The 15,309-nt window shown below is 75.2% G+C and carries 17 protein-coding genes; 9 read left to right on the top strand and 8 right to left on the bottom strand.

The window, feature by feature from the left end; all coding sequences use genetic code 11:
• The 5 genes from ABD086_RS19810 to ABD086_RS19790 all read right to left on the bottom strand — a co-directional run.
• On the bottom strand, positions 1 to 563 hold a 563-nt coding region (locus ABD086_RS19810; protein WP_343909406.1), incomplete at its 3' end, for an FAD:protein FMN transferase.
• Positions 560 to 832 carry a hypothetical protein gene (locus tag ABD086_RS19805; RefSeq protein WP_343909405.1) on the bottom strand — a complete coding sequence of 91 codons (273 nt, stop codon included), beginning with the start codon at positions 830 to 832 and terminating at the stop codon, positions 560 to 562. The genes ABD086_RS19805 and ABD086_RS19810, both read right to left, overlap by 4 nt.
• 193 nt (positions 833 to 1,025) lie before the next feature.
• The gene (locus tag ABD086_RS19800) at positions 1,026 to 2,369 is read right to left on the bottom strand and encodes a HAMP domain-containing sensor histidine kinase (RefSeq protein WP_343909403.1); all 1,344 of its coding nucleotides are present in this window, start codon (positions 2,367 to 2,369) and stop codon (positions 1,026 to 1,028) included.
• The gene (locus ABD086_RS19795; RefSeq protein ID WP_343909401.1) at positions 2,366 to 3,055 is read right to left on the bottom strand and encodes a response regulator transcription factor; all 690 of its coding nucleotides are present in this window, start codon (positions 3,053 to 3,055) and stop codon (positions 2,366 to 2,368) included. The genes ABD086_RS19800 and ABD086_RS19795 overlap by 4 nt, the downstream gene beginning before the upstream one ends.
• Positions 3,056 to 3,075: 20 nt before the next feature.
• Positions 3,076 to 3,567, bottom strand: a complete 492-nt coding sequence (locus tag ABD086_RS19790; protein ID WP_343909399.1) for a DUF2231 domain-containing protein — start codon at positions 3,565 to 3,567, stop codon at positions 3,076 to 3,078.
• Positions 3,568 to 3,709: 142 nt separating this feature from the next.
• Between ABD086_RS19790 and ABD086_RS19785 the strand changes: the two genes are divergently transcribed.
• The 6 genes from ABD086_RS19785 (at position 3,710) to ABD086_RS19760 (ending at position 9,407) form a co-directional block, all read left to right on the top strand.
• The gene (locus ABD086_RS19785; RefSeq protein WP_343909397.1) at positions 3,710 to 4,210 is read left to right on the top strand and encodes an SRPBCC family protein; all 501 of its coding nucleotides are present in this window, start codon (positions 3,710 to 3,712) and stop codon (positions 4,208 to 4,210) included.
• A gap of 43 nt (positions 4,211 to 4,253) precedes the next feature.
• Entirely contained in the window at positions 4,254 to 5,168 is a 915-nt protein-coding gene (locus ABD086_RS19780) for a cation diffusion facilitator family transporter (protein ID WP_343909395.1), read from the top strand.
• 77 nt (positions 5,169 to 5,245) lie between these two features.
• Positions 5,246 to 5,869 carry a phosphatase PAP2 family protein gene (locus ABD086_RS19775; RefSeq protein ID WP_343909393.1) on the top strand — a complete coding sequence of 208 codons (624 nt, stop codon included), beginning with the start codon at positions 5,246 to 5,248 and terminating at the stop codon, positions 5,867 to 5,869.
• Positions 5,866 to 6,492, top strand: coding sequence for a DedA family protein (locus ABD086_RS19770; RefSeq protein WP_343909391.1), 627 nt, complete (start codon positions 5,866 to 5,868; stop codon positions 6,490 to 6,492). The genes ABD086_RS19775 and ABD086_RS19770 overlap by 4 nt, the downstream gene beginning before the upstream one ends.
• Positions 6,489 to 8,654, top strand: coding sequence for a glycosyltransferase (locus ABD086_RS19765; protein WP_343909389.1), 2,166 nt, complete (start codon positions 6,489 to 6,491; stop codon positions 8,652 to 8,654). The genes ABD086_RS19770 and ABD086_RS19765 overlap by 4 nt, the downstream gene beginning before the upstream one ends.
• Positions 8,655 to 8,657: 3 nt before the next feature.
• On the top strand, positions 8,658 to 9,407 hold the full coding sequence (locus tag ABD086_RS19760) for a PIG-L deacetylase family protein (protein WP_343909387.1): 750 nt from the start codon (positions 8,658 to 8,660) through the stop codon (positions 9,405 to 9,407).
• Here ABD086_RS19760 and ABD086_RS19755 read toward each other — a convergent pair.
• Complete coding sequence (locus tag ABD086_RS19755) at positions 9,303 to 9,824, bottom strand: GtrA family protein (protein ID WP_343909385.1); 522 nt, start codon at positions 9,822 to 9,824, stop codon at positions 9,303 to 9,305. The genes ABD086_RS19760 and ABD086_RS19755 overlap by 105 nt on opposite strands.
• Before the next feature lie 83 nt (positions 9,825 to 9,907).
• Between ABD086_RS19755 and ABD086_RS19750 the strand changes: the two genes are divergently transcribed.
• The 3 genes from ABD086_RS19750 (at position 9,908) to ABD086_RS19740 (ending at position 13,531) form a co-directional block, all read left to right on the top strand.
• Positions 9,908 to 10,360 (top strand): DUF6153 family protein, encoded by a 453-nt coding sequence (locus ABD086_RS19750; protein WP_343909383.1) that lies wholly within the window; start codon positions 9,908 to 9,910, stop codon positions 10,358 to 10,360.
• Between the two features lie 68 nt (positions 10,361 to 10,428).
• A complete protein-coding gene (locus tag ABD086_RS19745; protein ID WP_343909381.1) occupies positions 10,429 to 11,127 on the top strand; it encodes a DUF305 domain-containing protein in 699 nt (232 codons plus the stop codon).
• 52 nt (positions 11,128 to 11,179) lie between these two features.
• On the top strand, positions 11,180 to 13,531 hold the full coding sequence (locus tag ABD086_RS19740) for a heavy metal translocating P-type ATPase (RefSeq protein ID WP_343909379.1): 2,352 nt from the start codon (positions 11,180 to 11,182) through the stop codon (positions 13,529 to 13,531).
• A 4-nt stretch (positions 13,532 to 13,535) separates the two neighbouring features.
• Here ABD086_RS19740 and ABD086_RS19735 read toward each other — a convergent pair whose 3' ends face one another.
• Together ABD086_RS19735 and ABD086_RS19730 are read right to left on the bottom strand one after the other, a co-directional pair.
• The gene (locus tag ABD086_RS19735; protein ID WP_343909377.1) at positions 13,536 to 15,029 is read right to left on the bottom strand and encodes a multicopper oxidase family protein; all 1,494 of its coding nucleotides are present in this window, start codon (positions 15,027 to 15,029) and stop codon (positions 13,536 to 13,538) included.
• A gap of 16 nt (positions 15,030 to 15,045) precedes the next feature.
• Positions 15,046 to 15,294 carry an SHOCT domain-containing protein gene (locus tag ABD086_RS19730; protein WP_343909376.1) on the bottom strand — a complete coding sequence of 83 codons (249 nt, stop codon included), beginning with the start codon at positions 15,292 to 15,294 and terminating at the stop codon, positions 15,046 to 15,048.
• Positions 15,295 to 15,309 lie beyond the last annotated feature (15 nt).

The raw sequence follows: 15,309 nt of genomic DNA, 5'->3' as shown, positions 1-15,309 counted from the left end.
ACGCGGACCAGCCAGGGGTCGTCCGCGTCGCCGGCGGCGGCGAGGTCGCCGCCGATCTCGACCAGCGCCGGCCGGCCGTACCGTGCCGCCACCCGGCGGGCCGCCTCGTCCGCCGTCCAGGCCTTCGCGGTGGCGCCCAGGTCCAGGCGCAGGCCCCGGGCCACGCCGATCCGGCCGAGGTCGCGGTCGACGACCACGCGCCGCCAGTCGGGGCGGCGGCCGGGCTGCGCCGCGCCGGCGCCGTGCTCGCGCACGGCCGCGATGTCGTCGTCGTACCCCCAGGCGGCCAGGTGCTGCCCGACGGTCGGGTCGACGGCGCCGTCGGTCCGGCGGGCCGCGTCGACCGCGGTCTCGACGAGGTCGAGGGTCAGCGGGCCGACCGGGACGATCCGCGGCGCGAGGTCGTTGACGCGCTCCAGCTCGGAGTCCGGACGGAACCGGCTGACGGCCCGCTCGACCTCGGCCATCAGGTCCGCGACGATCCCCGCGGCCCCGTCGACCGCCCGGTCGCCGGTGACGACGCGGACGGTGCACGACCAGTCCTGCCAGGTCCGGGTGCTCATGACGCGTTCGACCCGCCCTGGGGCTGGCTGTTCGACGGGACGGGCACGACGCCGGTCGACCGGGAGCCCGTCGTGCGCTGGGATCGCGTCCCGTTGTGGTTGTTGCGGTTGTTCGCGGTCCCCGAGCCGGTGTTGCCGGTGCCGCCGTTCGCGGTGGCGTTCGACGCCACCGCGGTGAGTGCGGCCGTCCCGGCGACCGCGGTGACCGCGATCGCGGCGGTCGTCAGGCGGGCCCGGCGGAGGATGCGGCTGCGAGGGTTCTCGTTCATGGCACCCACGGTGGCTCGCGGCTGCTCAGGCGTTCCGGAACGGGCGGTCAAATCGACGTCAAATGTTGTTGTGCGCCGGCCCGGCGCCGGCAGGCGCACGGACGACTTGTCAGGGGAAACCCGACCGACACGCCGGTGCGCCTCGGCGTGTCGGTCGGGTTTCACCGGCTGACCGGAGAAACCCGACGCGTCGTCATGGCCGGCCGAGCGACAGCCGGACCACGGACCAGCCGTCCTCGCGGAGCACCTCGAACCGGCCGCCGCTGGCCTCGGCGCAGGTCCGGGCGATGTCGAGCCCGAGCCCGGTCGAGCCGCGGTCGCTGCGGCCCCGGTGGACGGCGCCCTCGGGGATGCCGGGGCCGCGGTCCCGGACGTCGACCCGGACCAGCTGCGGGTGCTCGGGGTCCGGGTCGCGGAGGACGACCGCGATCGCGACGCCGTCGGGCGTGTGCGCGATGCAGTTCTCCAGCAGCGCGTCGATCGCCGCCCGCAGGTCGTCGGCGGAGCTCCGCACCGGGGCGGGCGCGGCGGGGAGCACGAGCTCGACGGACCGGTCCTGGTCCTCGGCGAGCGGCCGCCAGAAGTCCACCCGCTCGCGGAGCACCTGGGTCGCGTCGCACCGCGGCCGGACGCCCTCGCGCTCGGGCCGGCGCGCGGCCCGGATGACCGCGGTCAGGGTCCGCTCCAGGTGGTCCAGGTGCGACTCCAGCTCCTCGGTCCGCTCCGAGGCCGGCAGTCCCTCGACGTCGAGGCGCACCGCCGTGAGCGGCGTGCGGAGCCGGTGCGACAGGTCGGCGACGGTCTCCCGCTCGGCGGCGAGCAGGTCGTCGATGCGGCCGGCCAGCCGGTTGAGGGCGGCGGACACCCGGCGTACCTCCGGGGGGCCGTCCTCCGGGGCGCGGGCCGTGAGGTCGCCCTCGCCGAGCCGGTCGGCGGCCGCCGCCGTCCGGTCGAGGTCGCGGACCAGCCGTCGCGCGACGAGCTCGGCCGCCACGGCGACCAGCACCAGGATCAGGACCGCGGCGCCGCCGAGCAGCAGCAGCCGGTCGGTCATCCGGCTCCGGGCGTCGCCGACCGAGGCCTGCGCGAGCACGGCGACCGGACCGTCGGCGGTCATCGCGCGCACGCTGACCACCTCGCCGCCCCCGACCTCGTGGATCTCCGGCTCGGAGACCGGCATCAGGCCGTCGTCGTCGGTCGCGCCTCCTTGGTCGCCCTTCCCGGGCGCGGCGAGGTCGGTGTCGCCGTGCAGGCCCTCCGGCAGCTCCGCCCCGAGCCGGGTGCCGTCGGGCAGCAGGACCGTCACGCGGGCCCGTTCGTCGCGGGCGTTGAGCCGGTCGACGTACGCCGCGATCTGGCGCGGCGTCGGCCCGGTGCTCACGTAGTCGGCGACGCCGCGCGCGACGTCGACCGCGCCCTCGCGGCTCTCCTCGGTCGCGGCGCGGTCGAGCAGCAGCCACAGGGGGATGGCGAACAGGATCAGCACGCTGGCGGTGGCGCCCACCGCCAGCACGAGGATCCGTTGGCGCAGGCTCATGCGGCGTTCGGGTCGACGAGCTTGACGCCCACTCCGCGGACGCTGATCAGGTAGCGCGGTTCCGCGGCCGTCTCGCCGAGCTTGCGGCGCAGCCAGGAGAGGTGGACGTCGACGGTCCGGTCGGCGCCGCCCCACGGCATCTGCCAGACGTCGGCGAGCAGCTGGCGCTTGGTGACGACCTCGCCGGCGCGCGACGCGAGGGCGAGCAGGAGGTCGAACTCCTTGCGGTTCAGCGTCAGCTCGCGCCCCTCGAGCTGGGCGGTCCGGGAGACCGGGTCGACGACCAGGTCGCCGACGACCACCCGCGGGTCCTCGCGGACCGCGGGCGTCGCACGCCGCAGGACCGCGCGCACCCGGGCCATCACCTGCGCGGCGGAGAACGGCTTGATCAGGTAGTCGTCGGCGCCCGCGTCGAGGAGCCGGACGATCTCGCGCTCGTCGTCGCGGGCGGTCGCGACCACCACCGGCAGGTCGCTGCTCGCCCGGATCAGCGCGAGCACGTCGGCGCCGTCCAGGTCGGGGAGGCCGAGGTCCAGGACGACGGCGTCCGGGCGCTCGCTGGCGACGGCCTTGATCGCCTCGACCGCGGTCTCCACGGGTACGACGGTGGCGCCCTGCTCGGCCAGGCCGCGGGCCAGGGTGCGCCGGATGTCGGCGTCGTCCTCGACGAGCAGGAGGCGCACCATGCAGGTCACGGTACTGCCGGTCAGCCGCCGGCGCTGCCGGTCTGCGACCACGCGGCCTTCGCGCCGCTGTGGCCGATCCGCGCCACCTGCACGCCGGTGCCGAGCGCGGTGAGCACCGCGAGGACGCCGACGACCGCGGTGATCGTGCGGGTCCGGTCCCGGGACCGCTCCGCCTCCGGGGTCGCGGCGCGGCGCCGGTCGAGCCACCAGTACGCCGCGGCGAACGCGAACAGCGCGACCGTGAACCAGATGAGCTGGTCACCGAGCTCGGCGTGCTCCTCGATGAGGTGGGTCTCGGGCAGCGAGTGCTCGAGGTTCTCCCCGGTCGCCGTCGACAGGGGAGTGAGGACGAACGCCACCAGGGCCAGCCCGGCCGGCAGTGGTCCGGCCCACGCCCGGAACCGGGGCACGAGCACCGCGCCGAGCACGGCGAGCACCGCGAGCGGCACCATCACGACGGTGGCGTGGACGATCAACGGGTGCAGCGGCAGGCCGAAGAACGTGGACGGCATGGAGTTCCTCCTGGAGATGCGGTGGTCCTGGAACGTTCGGACATCCCGACTCAGTCCGTCCCCAAGGCAACGTCAAAACGAACTCAAATGCGCAGGACCATCGGCTCTGGACCTTCGGGCCCGCGTGCGGTGAAGTGGGACCGTGCTGGTGCTCGAGTCGGAGATGACGCTGACCGGTGTGGACGCCCGGGAGGTCACCGACTTCATGGTCGACTGCGACGACGCCCGCTACCGGGCCTGGTGGCCGGGCACGCACCGCGCGTTCCACCTGCTGGAGACGGCGCCCGCCGGCGACCACGTCGGCGACGTGGTGTGGATGGACGAGCGCGTGGGGCCGCGGCACCTGCGGATGGCCGCGGAGGTCGTCGAGCTGGTCCCGGGGGAGCGGGTCGCCTGGCAGCTCCGGCCGCGGCGCGTCCGAGTGCCGGTCAAGGTCGCGTTGACGCTGCACGAGAACGGCACCGGACTCCGCCTGCGGCACACCCTCACCGCCGGGTGGGCGGGATGGGGCAAGGTCCTCGACCCGCTCTGGCGCCTGTACTTCACCCCGGAGTTCGCGATCGCGATGGACATGCACGCCCGCACGGAGTTCTCCCGGCTGCGCGACCTGCTCCACGCAGGCGGGTCCGAGCGCCCCGCCTGACGGCTATCATCGCCGCGGGCGAGCGACCCGGGGCGGAGGGAGCATGAGCAGCGGACACTCCCACGGCGGCGCGGGACCGGCCGACCACCGCGGGAGGCTCGCGGTCGTCCTGGCGATCACCGTGCTCGTGCTCGTGGTCGAGGTGGTCGGTGCCGCGGTCTCCGGGAGCCTGGCGCTGCTGGCCGACGCGGGCCACATGCTCACCGACGTCGCCGGCCTGACGCTCGCGTTCGTCGCCGCGGTCCTCGCGCGCCGGCCCGCGACCGACGCGAGGACGTGGGGGTACCGGCGGGCCGAGGTGCTGGCCGCGGCCGCGCAGGCCGCGGTGCTGCTCGCCGTGGGCGGGTTCGTCCTGGTCGAGGGGGTCCGGCGGCTGGTCGAGCCGCCCGAGGTCACCTCCGGCGTGATGCTCGCCTTCGGCGTCGTCGGCCTGCTCGGCAACGTCCTCGGGGTCGCCGTCCTCGCGAGCGGACGCCGCGCGAACCTGAACATGCGCGCCGCGTTCCTCGAGGTCGTCAACGACGCCCTGGGGTCGGTCGCGGTGATCGTGGCGGCGGTCCTGATCGCCACCGTCGGCTGGACGCGCGCCGACGCCGTGGCCTCGCTCCTGATCGGCGTCCTGATCATCCCCCGGACCCTGCGGCTGCTGCGCGACGCGGTGAACGTGCTCCTCGAGTCGACGCCGCCCGGCCTGGACCTCTCCCACGTGCGCGAACGCCTGATGCGGCACCCGCACGTGCTCGACGTGCACGACCTGCACGCCAGCCAGGTCGCCACCGGCCTCCCGGTGCTCACCGCGCACGTCGTCGTCGACGACTCCTGCTTCCTCGACGGCCACCTCGGCCCGATGCTCGACGAGCTGCAGGGCTGCCTCGACGCGGACTTCGACATCGAGCACTCCACGATCCAGTTCGAGTCGGCCGACCACGCCGGCCACGAGCACGAGACCCACGCCTAGCCGCCCCACCTCCGGCGCTTCATCGTCGCTTCATGCCGCGCTGCCTACGGTCCTGCCAGGGCTCGCGAGGAGGACCAGTGGCGTCGAACGGTGTGACGGTGGTGGGGGGCCGGGCCGAGGAGGCCTGGTTCCGCGCGGTCAACGACGTCGCGCGCAGCACCCCGTGGCTGCACACGCCGGCACGCCTGTACGCCGAGTACGGCGTGGTCCTCTTCGCGGGCCTCCTCCTGGTCTCGTGGCTGCTCGCCCGCCGGACCGGCGACCTGTCCCGCGTCACCGCGGCGCTGTGGGCCCCGGCCGGAGCGCTGGTCGCGGTCGGCCTCAACCAGCTCGTGGCCGGCGCCGTCGCCGAGCAGCGGCCGTACGCCGCGATGCCCGGCGTGCTCGTCCTCGTCTCCCGCAGCTCGGACCCGTCGTTCCCCAGCGACCACGCAGTGATGGCCGGCGCGGTCGCCGCCGGCGTGCTCCTGGCGCACCGCCGCCTCGGCCTGCTGGCCGCCGGGCTCGCCGTCCTGATGGCCGCCACCCGGGTGTACGTCGGCGCGCACTTCCCGCTCGACGTCGTGGCCGGCCTGGCCCTCGGGGCGGCGGCCGCCGTGGCGTCGTACCTGCTCCTGAGGCCGCTGCTGCTGCGGCTCGTCGTCCTGCTGGCCCGGACCCCGCTCCGGCCCCTCGTCACCGCCCAGCCGGTCCTGTCATGACCGGGTTGCTCGACCACCTGCTCGCCACCCCGGCCTGGCTGGTGCTCCTGGTCGTGTTCGTCCTGCCCGCCCTGGAGTCGTCGGCGTTCCTCGGGTTCCTGTTCCCGGGCGAGACCGCGGTCCTGCTGGGCGGCGTGGCGGCCGGCCAGGGGCACCTGCCGCTCGCCGCGGTCGTGGCCGCCGGAGTCGCGGGCGCGGTGCTCGGCGACGCGATCGGCTTCCAGGTCGGACGGCGGTGGGGCCGGCGGCTGCTCGACTCGACGCTGGGCCGGTTCGTCGACGCCCGGCACCTGGACCGGAGCGAGCGCGCGCTGCGCCGCGGTGGCGTGTGGGCGGTCTTCCTCGGCCGGTTCACCGCGGCGCTGCGGGTGCTGATCCCCGGGCTGGCCGGGATGGCCGGGATGCCGCCGCGCCGGTTCCTGGCTGCCAACATCGCCGGTGGCACCATCTGGGGCGCGCTCGTCGCCACCGCCGGCTACCTGGCCGGCAACAGCTGGCACGCGGTCGCCCACTACCTGAGCGGCGCCGGCCTGGCCCTGACGGCCGGGGTGGTCGTGGTGCTGGTTCTGGTCCACCTGGGTCGCGTCGTGCTGCGCGCCCGCGCGGGCTCGGCACGGGCATGAGCACGGTCCTGCGGCGGGTGCGGTTCGCCGGCTCCTGGGCCGCCGCCGTCATCCTGGTCGTCGCGATCCTCCCGCACGCGGTGTCGGTGTCCTGGCGCGGCGTGCTCCCGGTGCTCGGGTCCGTGTCGTGGCCGGCCGCGCTCGAGCTCGCCGGCCTGTGGCTGCTGGGCCTCTACGTCCACTCGTTCGTGCTCACGGCCGCGGCGCCCGACCTGACGCACCGGCGCGCCCTCACCCTCAACCTGACCGGGAGCGCGGTGGCGAACGTCGTCCCACTGGGCGGCGCCGCAGGGGTCGAGCTGAACCGCCGGATGATGCGTGCCTGGGGGATGGACGGTCGGTCCTTCGCCGGCTACACGTTCCTCACCAACCTGTGGGACGTCGGCGCGAAGCTGCTGCTGCCGGTGGTCGCCGTCCTGGCGCTGGCCCGCGCCGGGGAGGCCGTGTCCCAGGTGCAGACCGCGGCGCTGGTCACCGGGGTCGGGTTCGTCGTCGTCAGCGCGGGGGCGGCGTTCGTGCTGGCGAGCGCGCGGGGCGCGATCGTGGTCGGGCGCCTCCTGGAGGCCGTGGCCCGCGGCGGCCTCCGCCTGGTCGGCCGGGACCGCGGGCCGGACCTGGCGTCCGTGCTGCTCGACGTCCGTGCCCAGTGCGCCGGACTGGTCGCCCGGGGCTGGCTGCGCATGTCGGTGGGGATGGTCGGCTACGTCGCCCTGCAGGCCGTGCTGCTGGGCACCTGCCTGCACCTGACCGCCGCCGGGTGCAGCTGGCCGGAGGTGCTGGCCGCGTTCGCGGTCGAGCGGGCGCTGACGATCGTGCCGGTGACGCCCGGCGGGATCGGGGTGGCCGACCTCGGCCTGGTCGGCGTGCTGCTCACCCTGGGCGGCGACCCGGCCGGCGTGGCGGCCGCCGCGGTGCTGTACCGGGCCTTCGTCTTCGTGGTCGAGATCCCCGTCGGCAGTGGCGCCCTCGGCGCCTGGCTCCTCGGCCAGCGCCTCTCGCTGCGCTCGGCGCGCACCGCCGCCGGCCGGTCCGGGCCCACGTCGCCGCCTCGCCGGATCGCGCACGTGACCGACGTCTTCCTGCCGCGCCTGGGCGGGATCGAGACGCACGTGGACGACCTCGCCCGGCACCAGCGCGGCGCGGGGCTCGAGGCGGACGTGCTGACGCCGCCGACGCCGACCGGGTCCGGGCCGGGGGAGCTGCCGTGGGTCCGCCGGCTGCCGGCGGCCGACGCTCGCCGCGCCGTGACCGGGTACGACGTGGTCCACGTGCACGTCTCGCTGTTCTCCCCGTACGGCATCGGCGTCGCCCGGGCCGCCGTCCGGGCCGGGATCCCCGTGCTGGTGACCGTGCACTCGCTGTGGACCGGCGCCGGCGCGATCCTCCGGCTGGCGGCGCTGTCCGGCCTCCGTCGCTGGCCCGTGGCGTGGTCGGCGGTGAGCGGGGTGGCGGCGGCCCGGTTCGGCCGCCCGCTCGGCGGTGTCGACGTCGCGGTGCTCCCGAACGCCCTCGACGTCGCCGCGTGGCGGCACCCCGCGCCCGGCACCCGGCCGGCGCGGACCGGCGGCCCGGTGACGATCGTCAGCGTGATGCGGCTGATGCCCCGCAAGCGCCCCCTCCAGCTGGTGCGGATGTTCGCCCGGGTCCGCCGGCTCACCGGGGCCGACGTCCGGCTGGTGCTGGTGGGCGACGGCCCGCTCCGGCGCCGCGTCGAGCGGTACGTGCGCCGTCACGGGCTCGGCGGCCACGTCCGCATCACCGGCCGGCTGTCCCGATCCGCGGTGCGCGACGAGCTGGCGGCCGCCTCGGTGTACGTCGCCCCGGCGCCCAAGGAGTCGTTCGGCATCGCCGCCCTCGAGGCGCGGTGCGTCGGGCTGCCGGTCGTCGCGAGCAGCCGCAGCGGCGTCGGCGAGTTCGTGCGGGACCGGGTCGAGGGCATCCTGGTCGGCAGCGACGCGGAGCTGGTCGCCGCGCTCGCCGACCTGGTCGCGGACCGCGACCTCCGCGAGCGGATCGCCGCGCACAACCGCCGCGTCGCCCCGCCGTTCGACTGGGTCGACGCCCTGGCCCGGACCGGCGCCCTCTACGCGGCGGCGGCCGACGCCGCCGCCGTCCGCCCGGCGCCCGCCGGCGGACCCGCCCTGGTGGCGGCGGAGGCCTGAGCGGTGGTCACCGTCGTGTCGCTGCATGCCCACCCCGACGACGAGGCGCTGCTCACCGGCGGCTGGCTGGCGCAGCGGGCCGCCGCGGGTGACCGCGTCGTCCTCGTGTTCGCCACCGACGGCGGCGCGGGCCTCGGCGGCGGGCACCACGCCCCGGGCGCCCTGTCCGACGTACGCCGCGCCGAGGCGCATGCCTCCGCGGCGGCGCTGGGCGTGGCCCGCGTGGTCTGGCTCGGCCACGCCGACTCCGGGATGGCCGACCGGCCGTCGTCCGGTGCCGGCCGCTTCGCCGACGTCCCCGTCGACGACGCCGCCCGCGAGGTCGCCGCCGTCCTCGACGCGGAGTCGGCCGACGTCCTCACCGGCTACGACGCCCGGGGCGGGTACGGCCACCCCGACCACGTGCACGTCCACCGGGTCGCCCGCCGCGCGCAGCAGCTCGCGGCGTCCCGTCCGGTCCTGCTGGAGGCCACCGTCGACCGCACCTGGCCGGCCCGTGTCTTCCGGCTCCTCCGCCCGGTCGCGGGGCTGCTCCCGGGGCTGACGATCCCCGGCGCCAACGTGTTCACGGCGCGCGACGCGATCTCCTTCGCCGTCGACGTCCGGCCCCAGCTGGACACGAAGCGGGCGGCGCTGGCGGCCCACACGTCACAGCGCCGCGGCGGCATCCGCACCGCCGCGGTCCTGCTCGCGCTGCCCGGGCCCCTGGCCCGCGGGCTGCTCGGAACCGAGTGGTTCGTCGAGGTCGCCTGAGCCGGCGCCGACGAACACGAACCGCCGGTAGGCCCAGAACCGGAACGCCGTGCCCAGGCCGACGCCGACCACGTTGCCCGAGATGTTGTCGGCCAGGCGGCTGGTCAGGCCCAGGAGGTGGTGGCTGACGTCCAGGGCGAGGACCGAGATCAGCAGCCCGACCAGGTTGAACACGGCGAACAGGGCGACCTCGCGGCGCCGGTTCTCGGACCCGAGCTCGCGCCAGGTCAGCAGCCGGTTGCCCAGGTAGGTCACGACCATGGCCACACCGACGGCGGCGACCTTGGCGACGACCGGGTCGCCGACGACCGGCTGCTCGCGGAACCAGTTGAACGCGGCGACGTCGGTCACGTAGCCGGCGGCGCCGACCGCGAGGAACGTCAGCATCTCGCGGCTCGGCACGGGAAGGGCGGGCACGGAGCGACGATCGCGCGCGGCACATGAGCGGACGGTGAAGACGGGCGGGGGCCCGGTTGCCCGGGCTCCTACGATGGGCGGCGATGGCAGCACACCAGGCGCGCTCGCGGGTCCCGGGGAACGTCGCCCGGTGGCTGGTGCTGCTGGTCGCCCTGGTGGGCCTGATGGCGATGCACGGCCTCTCCGACCACGGCACGGGCGGGCCCGCCGCAGTGCCGGCCGGCGCGGCCGCGCCGATGTCCGGCCACGGCCACACCGAGAGCGCGGGGGGCGGCGACCACGGTGGCGGGCCCGGTGGCGGGCACGGTGGCGGGCACGGCGACGGGCACGGCGACGCCGGCCTCGTGACCGGCCTCTGCCTGGCCGTCCTGGTGGCCCTGCTGCCGTTCGTCGCCGCCTCGGCGCGCGCCCGCCTGCTGCGGTCGCTCACCGCCGAGCTGCGCGACCTGGCCACGGCGGTCGGCGCCGCGATCCGCGCCCGGGCCCGTGGTCCGAGCGCCCCCGACCTGACGCTGCTCTCCGTCCTGCGGTGCTGACAGGCGCACCGCCGACCGCTGCGCCGGTCGGCCCACGCCACCCGTCAGCACACCTCGAGGAGACATCCATGAACACCCATACCCACACCGGCGCGCGCCCGCGCCGCCTGCTCGTGCGCGGCGCGGTCGCCCTGGTCGTGGCCGCCGGCCTCGGCCTGGCCCTCACCGCATGCGGCGACGACTCCGACTCCGCCTCGCCGTCGGCACCCAGGACCGCGAGCAACGGCGACGTGTACAACGACGCCGACGTCGCGTTCGCGACCGCCATGGTCCAGCACCACGCCCAGGCCGTTGCGATGGTGGCGATGACGGACGGCCGGCCGCTCGACCCGCACGTCGAGAAGCTGGCCGAGCAGATCCGGGACGCCCAGACCCCCGAGATCCAGACCATGACCGGCTGGCTCACCGACTGGGGCCAGGAGATCCCGGCCACCGTCAACGACCACGCCCACGGCGGCCACGACATGGGCGACATGGGCGACATGGGCGGCTCCGGCGGCGGGTCCGGCACGGACGTGGGTCCCGAGACCGGCGCCGGGATGCCCGGGATGATGTCGGCCGAGCAGATGGACGAGCTCCGCCACGCCTCCGACGCCGAGTTCCAGGACAGGTGGCTGCAGATGATGGTCGAGCACCACCAGGGCGCCATCGACATGGCCCGGGACGAGATCGACGCGGGCCGGTTCGGTGACGCCGTCGCCCTCGCCGAGCACATCGAGTCCAGCCAGCAGGAGGAGATCGACACCATGCGGGAGATGCTCGGCTGATCCCGAACGGCTGATCTTGTCTCACATACCCCCTGGGGGTATGGTCGACGGCATGGGCGTGACGCACGGACACCGGCACGAGCACGACCACCCGAGCCCGGCGGCCGGCACCGGGACGGACCCCGTCTGCGGGATGCCGGTCGACCCGTCTGCGGATGGCCCGGAGGCCCGTCGTTCCGGGCAGGTCTTCTCCTTCTGCTCCGACCGATGCCGGGACATGTTCGTCGCCGACCCGGAGAGCTACCTGGGCGCCGCCGGGCCGGGCGGCGCGGCCCCTGCCGCGGCCGACCGGGACGTCGAGTACACCTGCCCGATGCACCCGCAGGTCCGGCAGCTCGGCCCCGGCACCTGCCCGATCTGCGGGATGGCGCTCGAGCCGGTGACGGTCGCCGCCGACACCGGCCCGTCCGCGGAGCTCGTGGACATGACCCGCAGGTTCTGGGCCGGCGTCGTGCTGTCGATCCCCGTGGTGGTGCTGGGCATGGGCGCCGAGCTGTTCGACGCGATCGCCGACGCGATCCCCGGCCGGGTGAACGCGTGGCTGCAGCTCGGACTCGCGACTCCCGTCGTCCTGTGGGCCGGCTGGCCGTTCTTCACCCGCGGGTGGACGTCCGTGCGCACGAGGAAGCTGAACATGTTCACCCTCATCGCGATGGGCACCGGCGTGGCCTGGCTGTTCAGTGTCGTCGCGACGGTCGCACCGGGGCTCTTCCCCGACTCGTTCCGGACCATGGACGACGTCGTACCGGTGTACTTCGAGGCGGCGGCCGTCATCACGACGCTGGTGCTGCTGGGCCAGGTCCTGGAGCTCCGCGCGCGCGAACGCACGTCGGGCGCCATTCGCGCGCTGCTGGACCTGACGCCGAAGACGGCGCACCTCGTCGCCGACGACGGCAGCGAGTCCGACGTGACGCTGGACCAGGTGCACGCGGGTGACCACCTGAGGGTCCGGCCCGGCGAGCAGGTCCCCGTCGACGGCGTCGTGATCGACGGCCGATCCGCCGTCGACGAGTCGATGGTGACCGGTGAGTCGATGCCGGCCACCAAGCAGGCCGGTGACACCGTCATCGGCGGCACCCTCGCCGCCGGCGGCACCCTGGTCATCGAGGCACGAGCCGTCGGCCGCGACACCATGCTGGCTCGCATCGTCCAGATGGTCGCCGACGCCCAGCGCTCACAGGCGCCGATCCAGCGGCTCGTCGACAAGGTCTCGGCCTGGTTCGTGCCCGCCGTCATCGGCATCGCGGTTCTCGCGTTCGCCACCTGGGCGGTCGTCGGTCCCGACCCGAAGCTCGCCCACGCGCTCGTCGTCGCGGTCAGCGTCCTCATCATCGCGTGCCCCTGTGCGCTGGGCCTGGCTACGCCGATGTCCATCATGGTCGGCGTCGGCCGGGGTGCCCGGGCCGGCGTCCTGATCAAGAACGCGGCCGCGCTCGAGCGGTTCGAGAAGGTCGACACGCTTGCGGTCGACAAGACCGGCACCCTGACCGAGGGGAAGCCGGCGGTCACCCGGGTCGTGCCCGCCGACGGGTTCGCCGAGACCGAGCTGATGCGCCTGGTCGCCGCGGTCGAGCAGCCGTCGGAGCACCCGCTCGCCCGCGCGATCGTGAACGCCGCCGGAGGCACGACGCTGCCCGTCGTCGACGACTTCGAGGCGCCCGCCGGCAAGGGCGTCACCGGAACCGTCGAGGGTCACCGGGTCGCGGTCGGCAGCGGCAGCTTCGTCGCGGCCCTCGATGTCGACACGACCCCGATGGCCGCCCGGGCGGACGAGCTCCGCGGCGAGGGGGCCACGGCCGTGTTCGCCGCCGTGGACGGGCGGCTCGCCGGTGTGCTGGCCGTCGCCGATCCCGTCCGGCCCACCACGGCGGCGGCGCTCACCCAGCTCCGGGACGCCGGCATCGAGGTCGTCATGGTCACCGGCGACAACAGGGTGACCGCACGGGCCGTGGCTGCCCGGCTGGGGATCGACCGGGTCGAGGCCGAGGTGCTGCCGGACCGCAAGTCCCAGGTCGTCACCGGGCTCCGGGCCGAGGGTCGGGTGGTCGCGTTCGCCGGGGACGGCACGAACGATGCTCCCGCGCTGGCAGCCGCGGACGTCGGCCTCGCCATGTCCACCGGCACCGATGTCGCCCTCGAGTCCGCTGGGGTCACGCTGCTGCACGGTGACCTCACCGGCATAGCCCGGGCGCGCCGCCTGTCGCAGGCGACGATGGGCAACATCCGCAGCAACCTGTGGCTCGCCTTCGGCTACAACGCCGCCGGCATCCCGATCGCGGCGGGCGTGCTCTACCCGGCCTTCGACCGGCTGCTGTCGCCCATGATCGCCGCAGCGGCGATGGCGCTGTCCTCGGTCAGCGTGATCACCAACGCCCTGCGACTCCGGACCGTCCGACTCGGCTGACCGCTCACGTGCGGTAGGAGAGCGCGGTCATCATCCCGGCCTCGGCGTGCAGGGCGTTGTGGCAGTGCAGCGCCCACTGGCCGGGGTTGTCGGCGTCGAGGTCGACCTCCACCGCCTGCATCGGGCGGACGACGACGGTGTCCTTGCGCGCACCGCCGGTGACGAGGCCGAACGTGTGGCCGTGCAGGTGCATCGGGTGGAACATCATCGTCTGGTTGAGGAACCGGAGGCGTACCCGGTCGCCCTCGCGCACCGGGAGTCGGGCCGTGTCCGGGTAGGTGCGGCCGTTCAGCGTCCACCGGTAGGACACCATGCTGCCGCCCAGCACGACGTCGTGTCGCCGGACGACGTCGCGGACGGGCAGCGTCGCGTCCGGGTCGCCGACCAGGTCGGTGCCCAGCAGCACTCGGCGACGCAGCTCGCGGACGGGGGCGCCCGTGGCGGGTGGGCTGCCGCCGCCGGTCCGGACCAGGGCCAGGCCCGCGCCGGACTTCCCCTCGGCGGACGCGACCAGCGGGAACACCCCGTCGCCGAGCGTCACCACGACGTCGACGCGCTCGCCCATCCCGACCAGCAGCGCGTCGGTGGACACCGGAACGACGGGGAAGCCGTCGCCGTGCGTGACGGTCATGCGGTGTCCACCGACGGCGACCCGGAACGCCGTGTCGGTGCCGGCGTTCACGAACCGGATCCGGACCCGATGGCCCGGCCGTCCGGTGAAGCGGTACGGCGCGTCGGGAGTACGGCCGTTGACGAGGTAGTACGGGTAGCGGACGTCACCGGCACCGCCGAGCAGCGGCGAGCCCATCGACCCGCCCATGCCCCCCATGTGCATCCCACCCATCGAGCCGCCGCCGGCGGTCAGCTCGGCGAACACGTCGTCGGGCGTGCGGCCGGTGCCGTCGACCCAGTCGTCGAGCACGACCACCCACTCGTCGTCGTACCGTCCCGGCTCTGCCGGGTCGTCGACGACGAGGACGCCGTAGAGGCCGCGGTCGAGCTGGAGCCCCGTGTGCGGGTGATAGAAGTACGTTCCCGGGTCCGGCGCGACGAACTGGTAGTCGAACGTCCCGCCCTCCGGGATCGGGGCCTGCGTGAGGTGCGGTACGCCGTCCATGTCGTTGCGCAGGGCCACGCCGTGCCAGTGCACGCTGGTCTCGCTCGGCAGGCCGTTGGCGACCGACACCTGCAGCAGGTCGCCGGCGGTGGCCCGGAGCAGCGGCCCCGGCACCTGGTCGCCGTACGCCCAGGTCTCGACGGTGCGGGCGCCGAGGTCGACCGTGATCGGCTGCGGGGTCAGCCGGGCGGTCACGACGGACCGGCCCGGCACCCGCCGGGCCCGCTCGGCCGCCCCGACGAGGGGCGACCGCGGGCCGACCAGCGACGGGTCGGCGGAGCCACCGGACCCGATGCTGCACGCCGCGACGCCACCGGCCGCGAGCACGGTGGCCAGGCCGGCGGTTCCACGGATCAGGCCGCGACGCGACAGCGACGGCACGCGGGGCTCCTCGCCCTCAGTGAGCCGAGGTGCGGAGCACGTCGGCGCGGGCCCGGTACTCGGTCTCGTCGATCTCACCCCGCGCGAACCGCTCGTCCAGGATCTCCAGGGGGTCGCGGCGCCCGGGTCGACCGCTGCCGTCCTCGCGGCCGGTGCGGAAGATCGCCACCACGGCGAAGACCACCAGCGCCCAGAAGGCGATCATGCTGAGCGACATCACCAGCCAGCCGCCCCAGCCCACGCCGTCGCCGTACCAGCCCATCATCGTCCTCAGCTCCTT

Source organism: Nocardioides aquiterrae (assembly GCF_039526625.1).
Taxonomy (GTDB): domain Bacteria; phylum Actinomycetota; class Actinomycetes; order Propionibacteriales; family Nocardioidaceae; genus Nocardioides; species Nocardioides aquiterrae.
This window is presented reverse-complemented; position numbering and strand designations above follow the sequence as displayed.

Coding starts and splice junctions, on each gene's coding strand:
- ABD086_RS19790 (WP_343909399.1), bottom strand. CDS start 3,567: ATGCCGTCCACGTTCTTCGGCCTGCCGCTGCACCCGTTGATCGTCCAC.
- ABD086_RS19800 (WP_343909403.1), bottom strand. CDS start 2,369: ATGAGCCTGCGCCAACGGATCCTCGTGCTGGCGGTGGGCGCCACCGCC.
- ABD086_RS19745 (WP_343909381.1), top strand. CDS start 10,429: ATGAACACCCATACCCACACCGGCGCGCGCCCGCGCCGCCTGCTCGTG.
- ABD086_RS19765 (WP_343909389.1), top strand. CDS start 6,489: ATGAGCACGGTCCTGCGGCGGGTGCGGTTCGCCGGCTCCTGGGCCGCC.
- ABD086_RS19795 (WP_343909401.1), bottom strand. CDS start 3,055: ATGGTGCGCCTCCTGCTCGTCGAGGACGACGCCGACATCCGGCGCACC.
- ABD086_RS19750 (WP_343909383.1), top strand. CDS start 9,908: ATGGCAGCACACCAGGCGCGCTCGCGGGTCCCGGGGAACGTCGCCCGG.
- ABD086_RS19780 (WP_343909395.1), top strand. CDS start 4,254: ATGAGCAGCGGACACTCCCACGGCGGCGCGGGACCGGCCGACCACCGC.
- ABD086_RS19730 (WP_343909376.1), bottom strand. CDS start 15,294: ATGATGGGCTGGTACGGCGACGGCGTGGGCTGGGGCGGCTGGCTGGTG.
- ABD086_RS19805 (WP_343909405.1), bottom strand. CDS start 832: ATGAACGAGAACCCTCGCAGCCGCATCCTCCGCCGGGCCCGCCTGACG.
- ABD086_RS19770 (WP_343909391.1), top strand. CDS start 5,866: ATGACCGGGTTGCTCGACCACCTGCTCGCCACCCCGGCCTGGCTGGTG.
- ABD086_RS19740 (WP_343909379.1), top strand. CDS start 11,180: ATGGGCGTGACGCACGGACACCGGCACGAGCACGACCACCCGAGCCCG.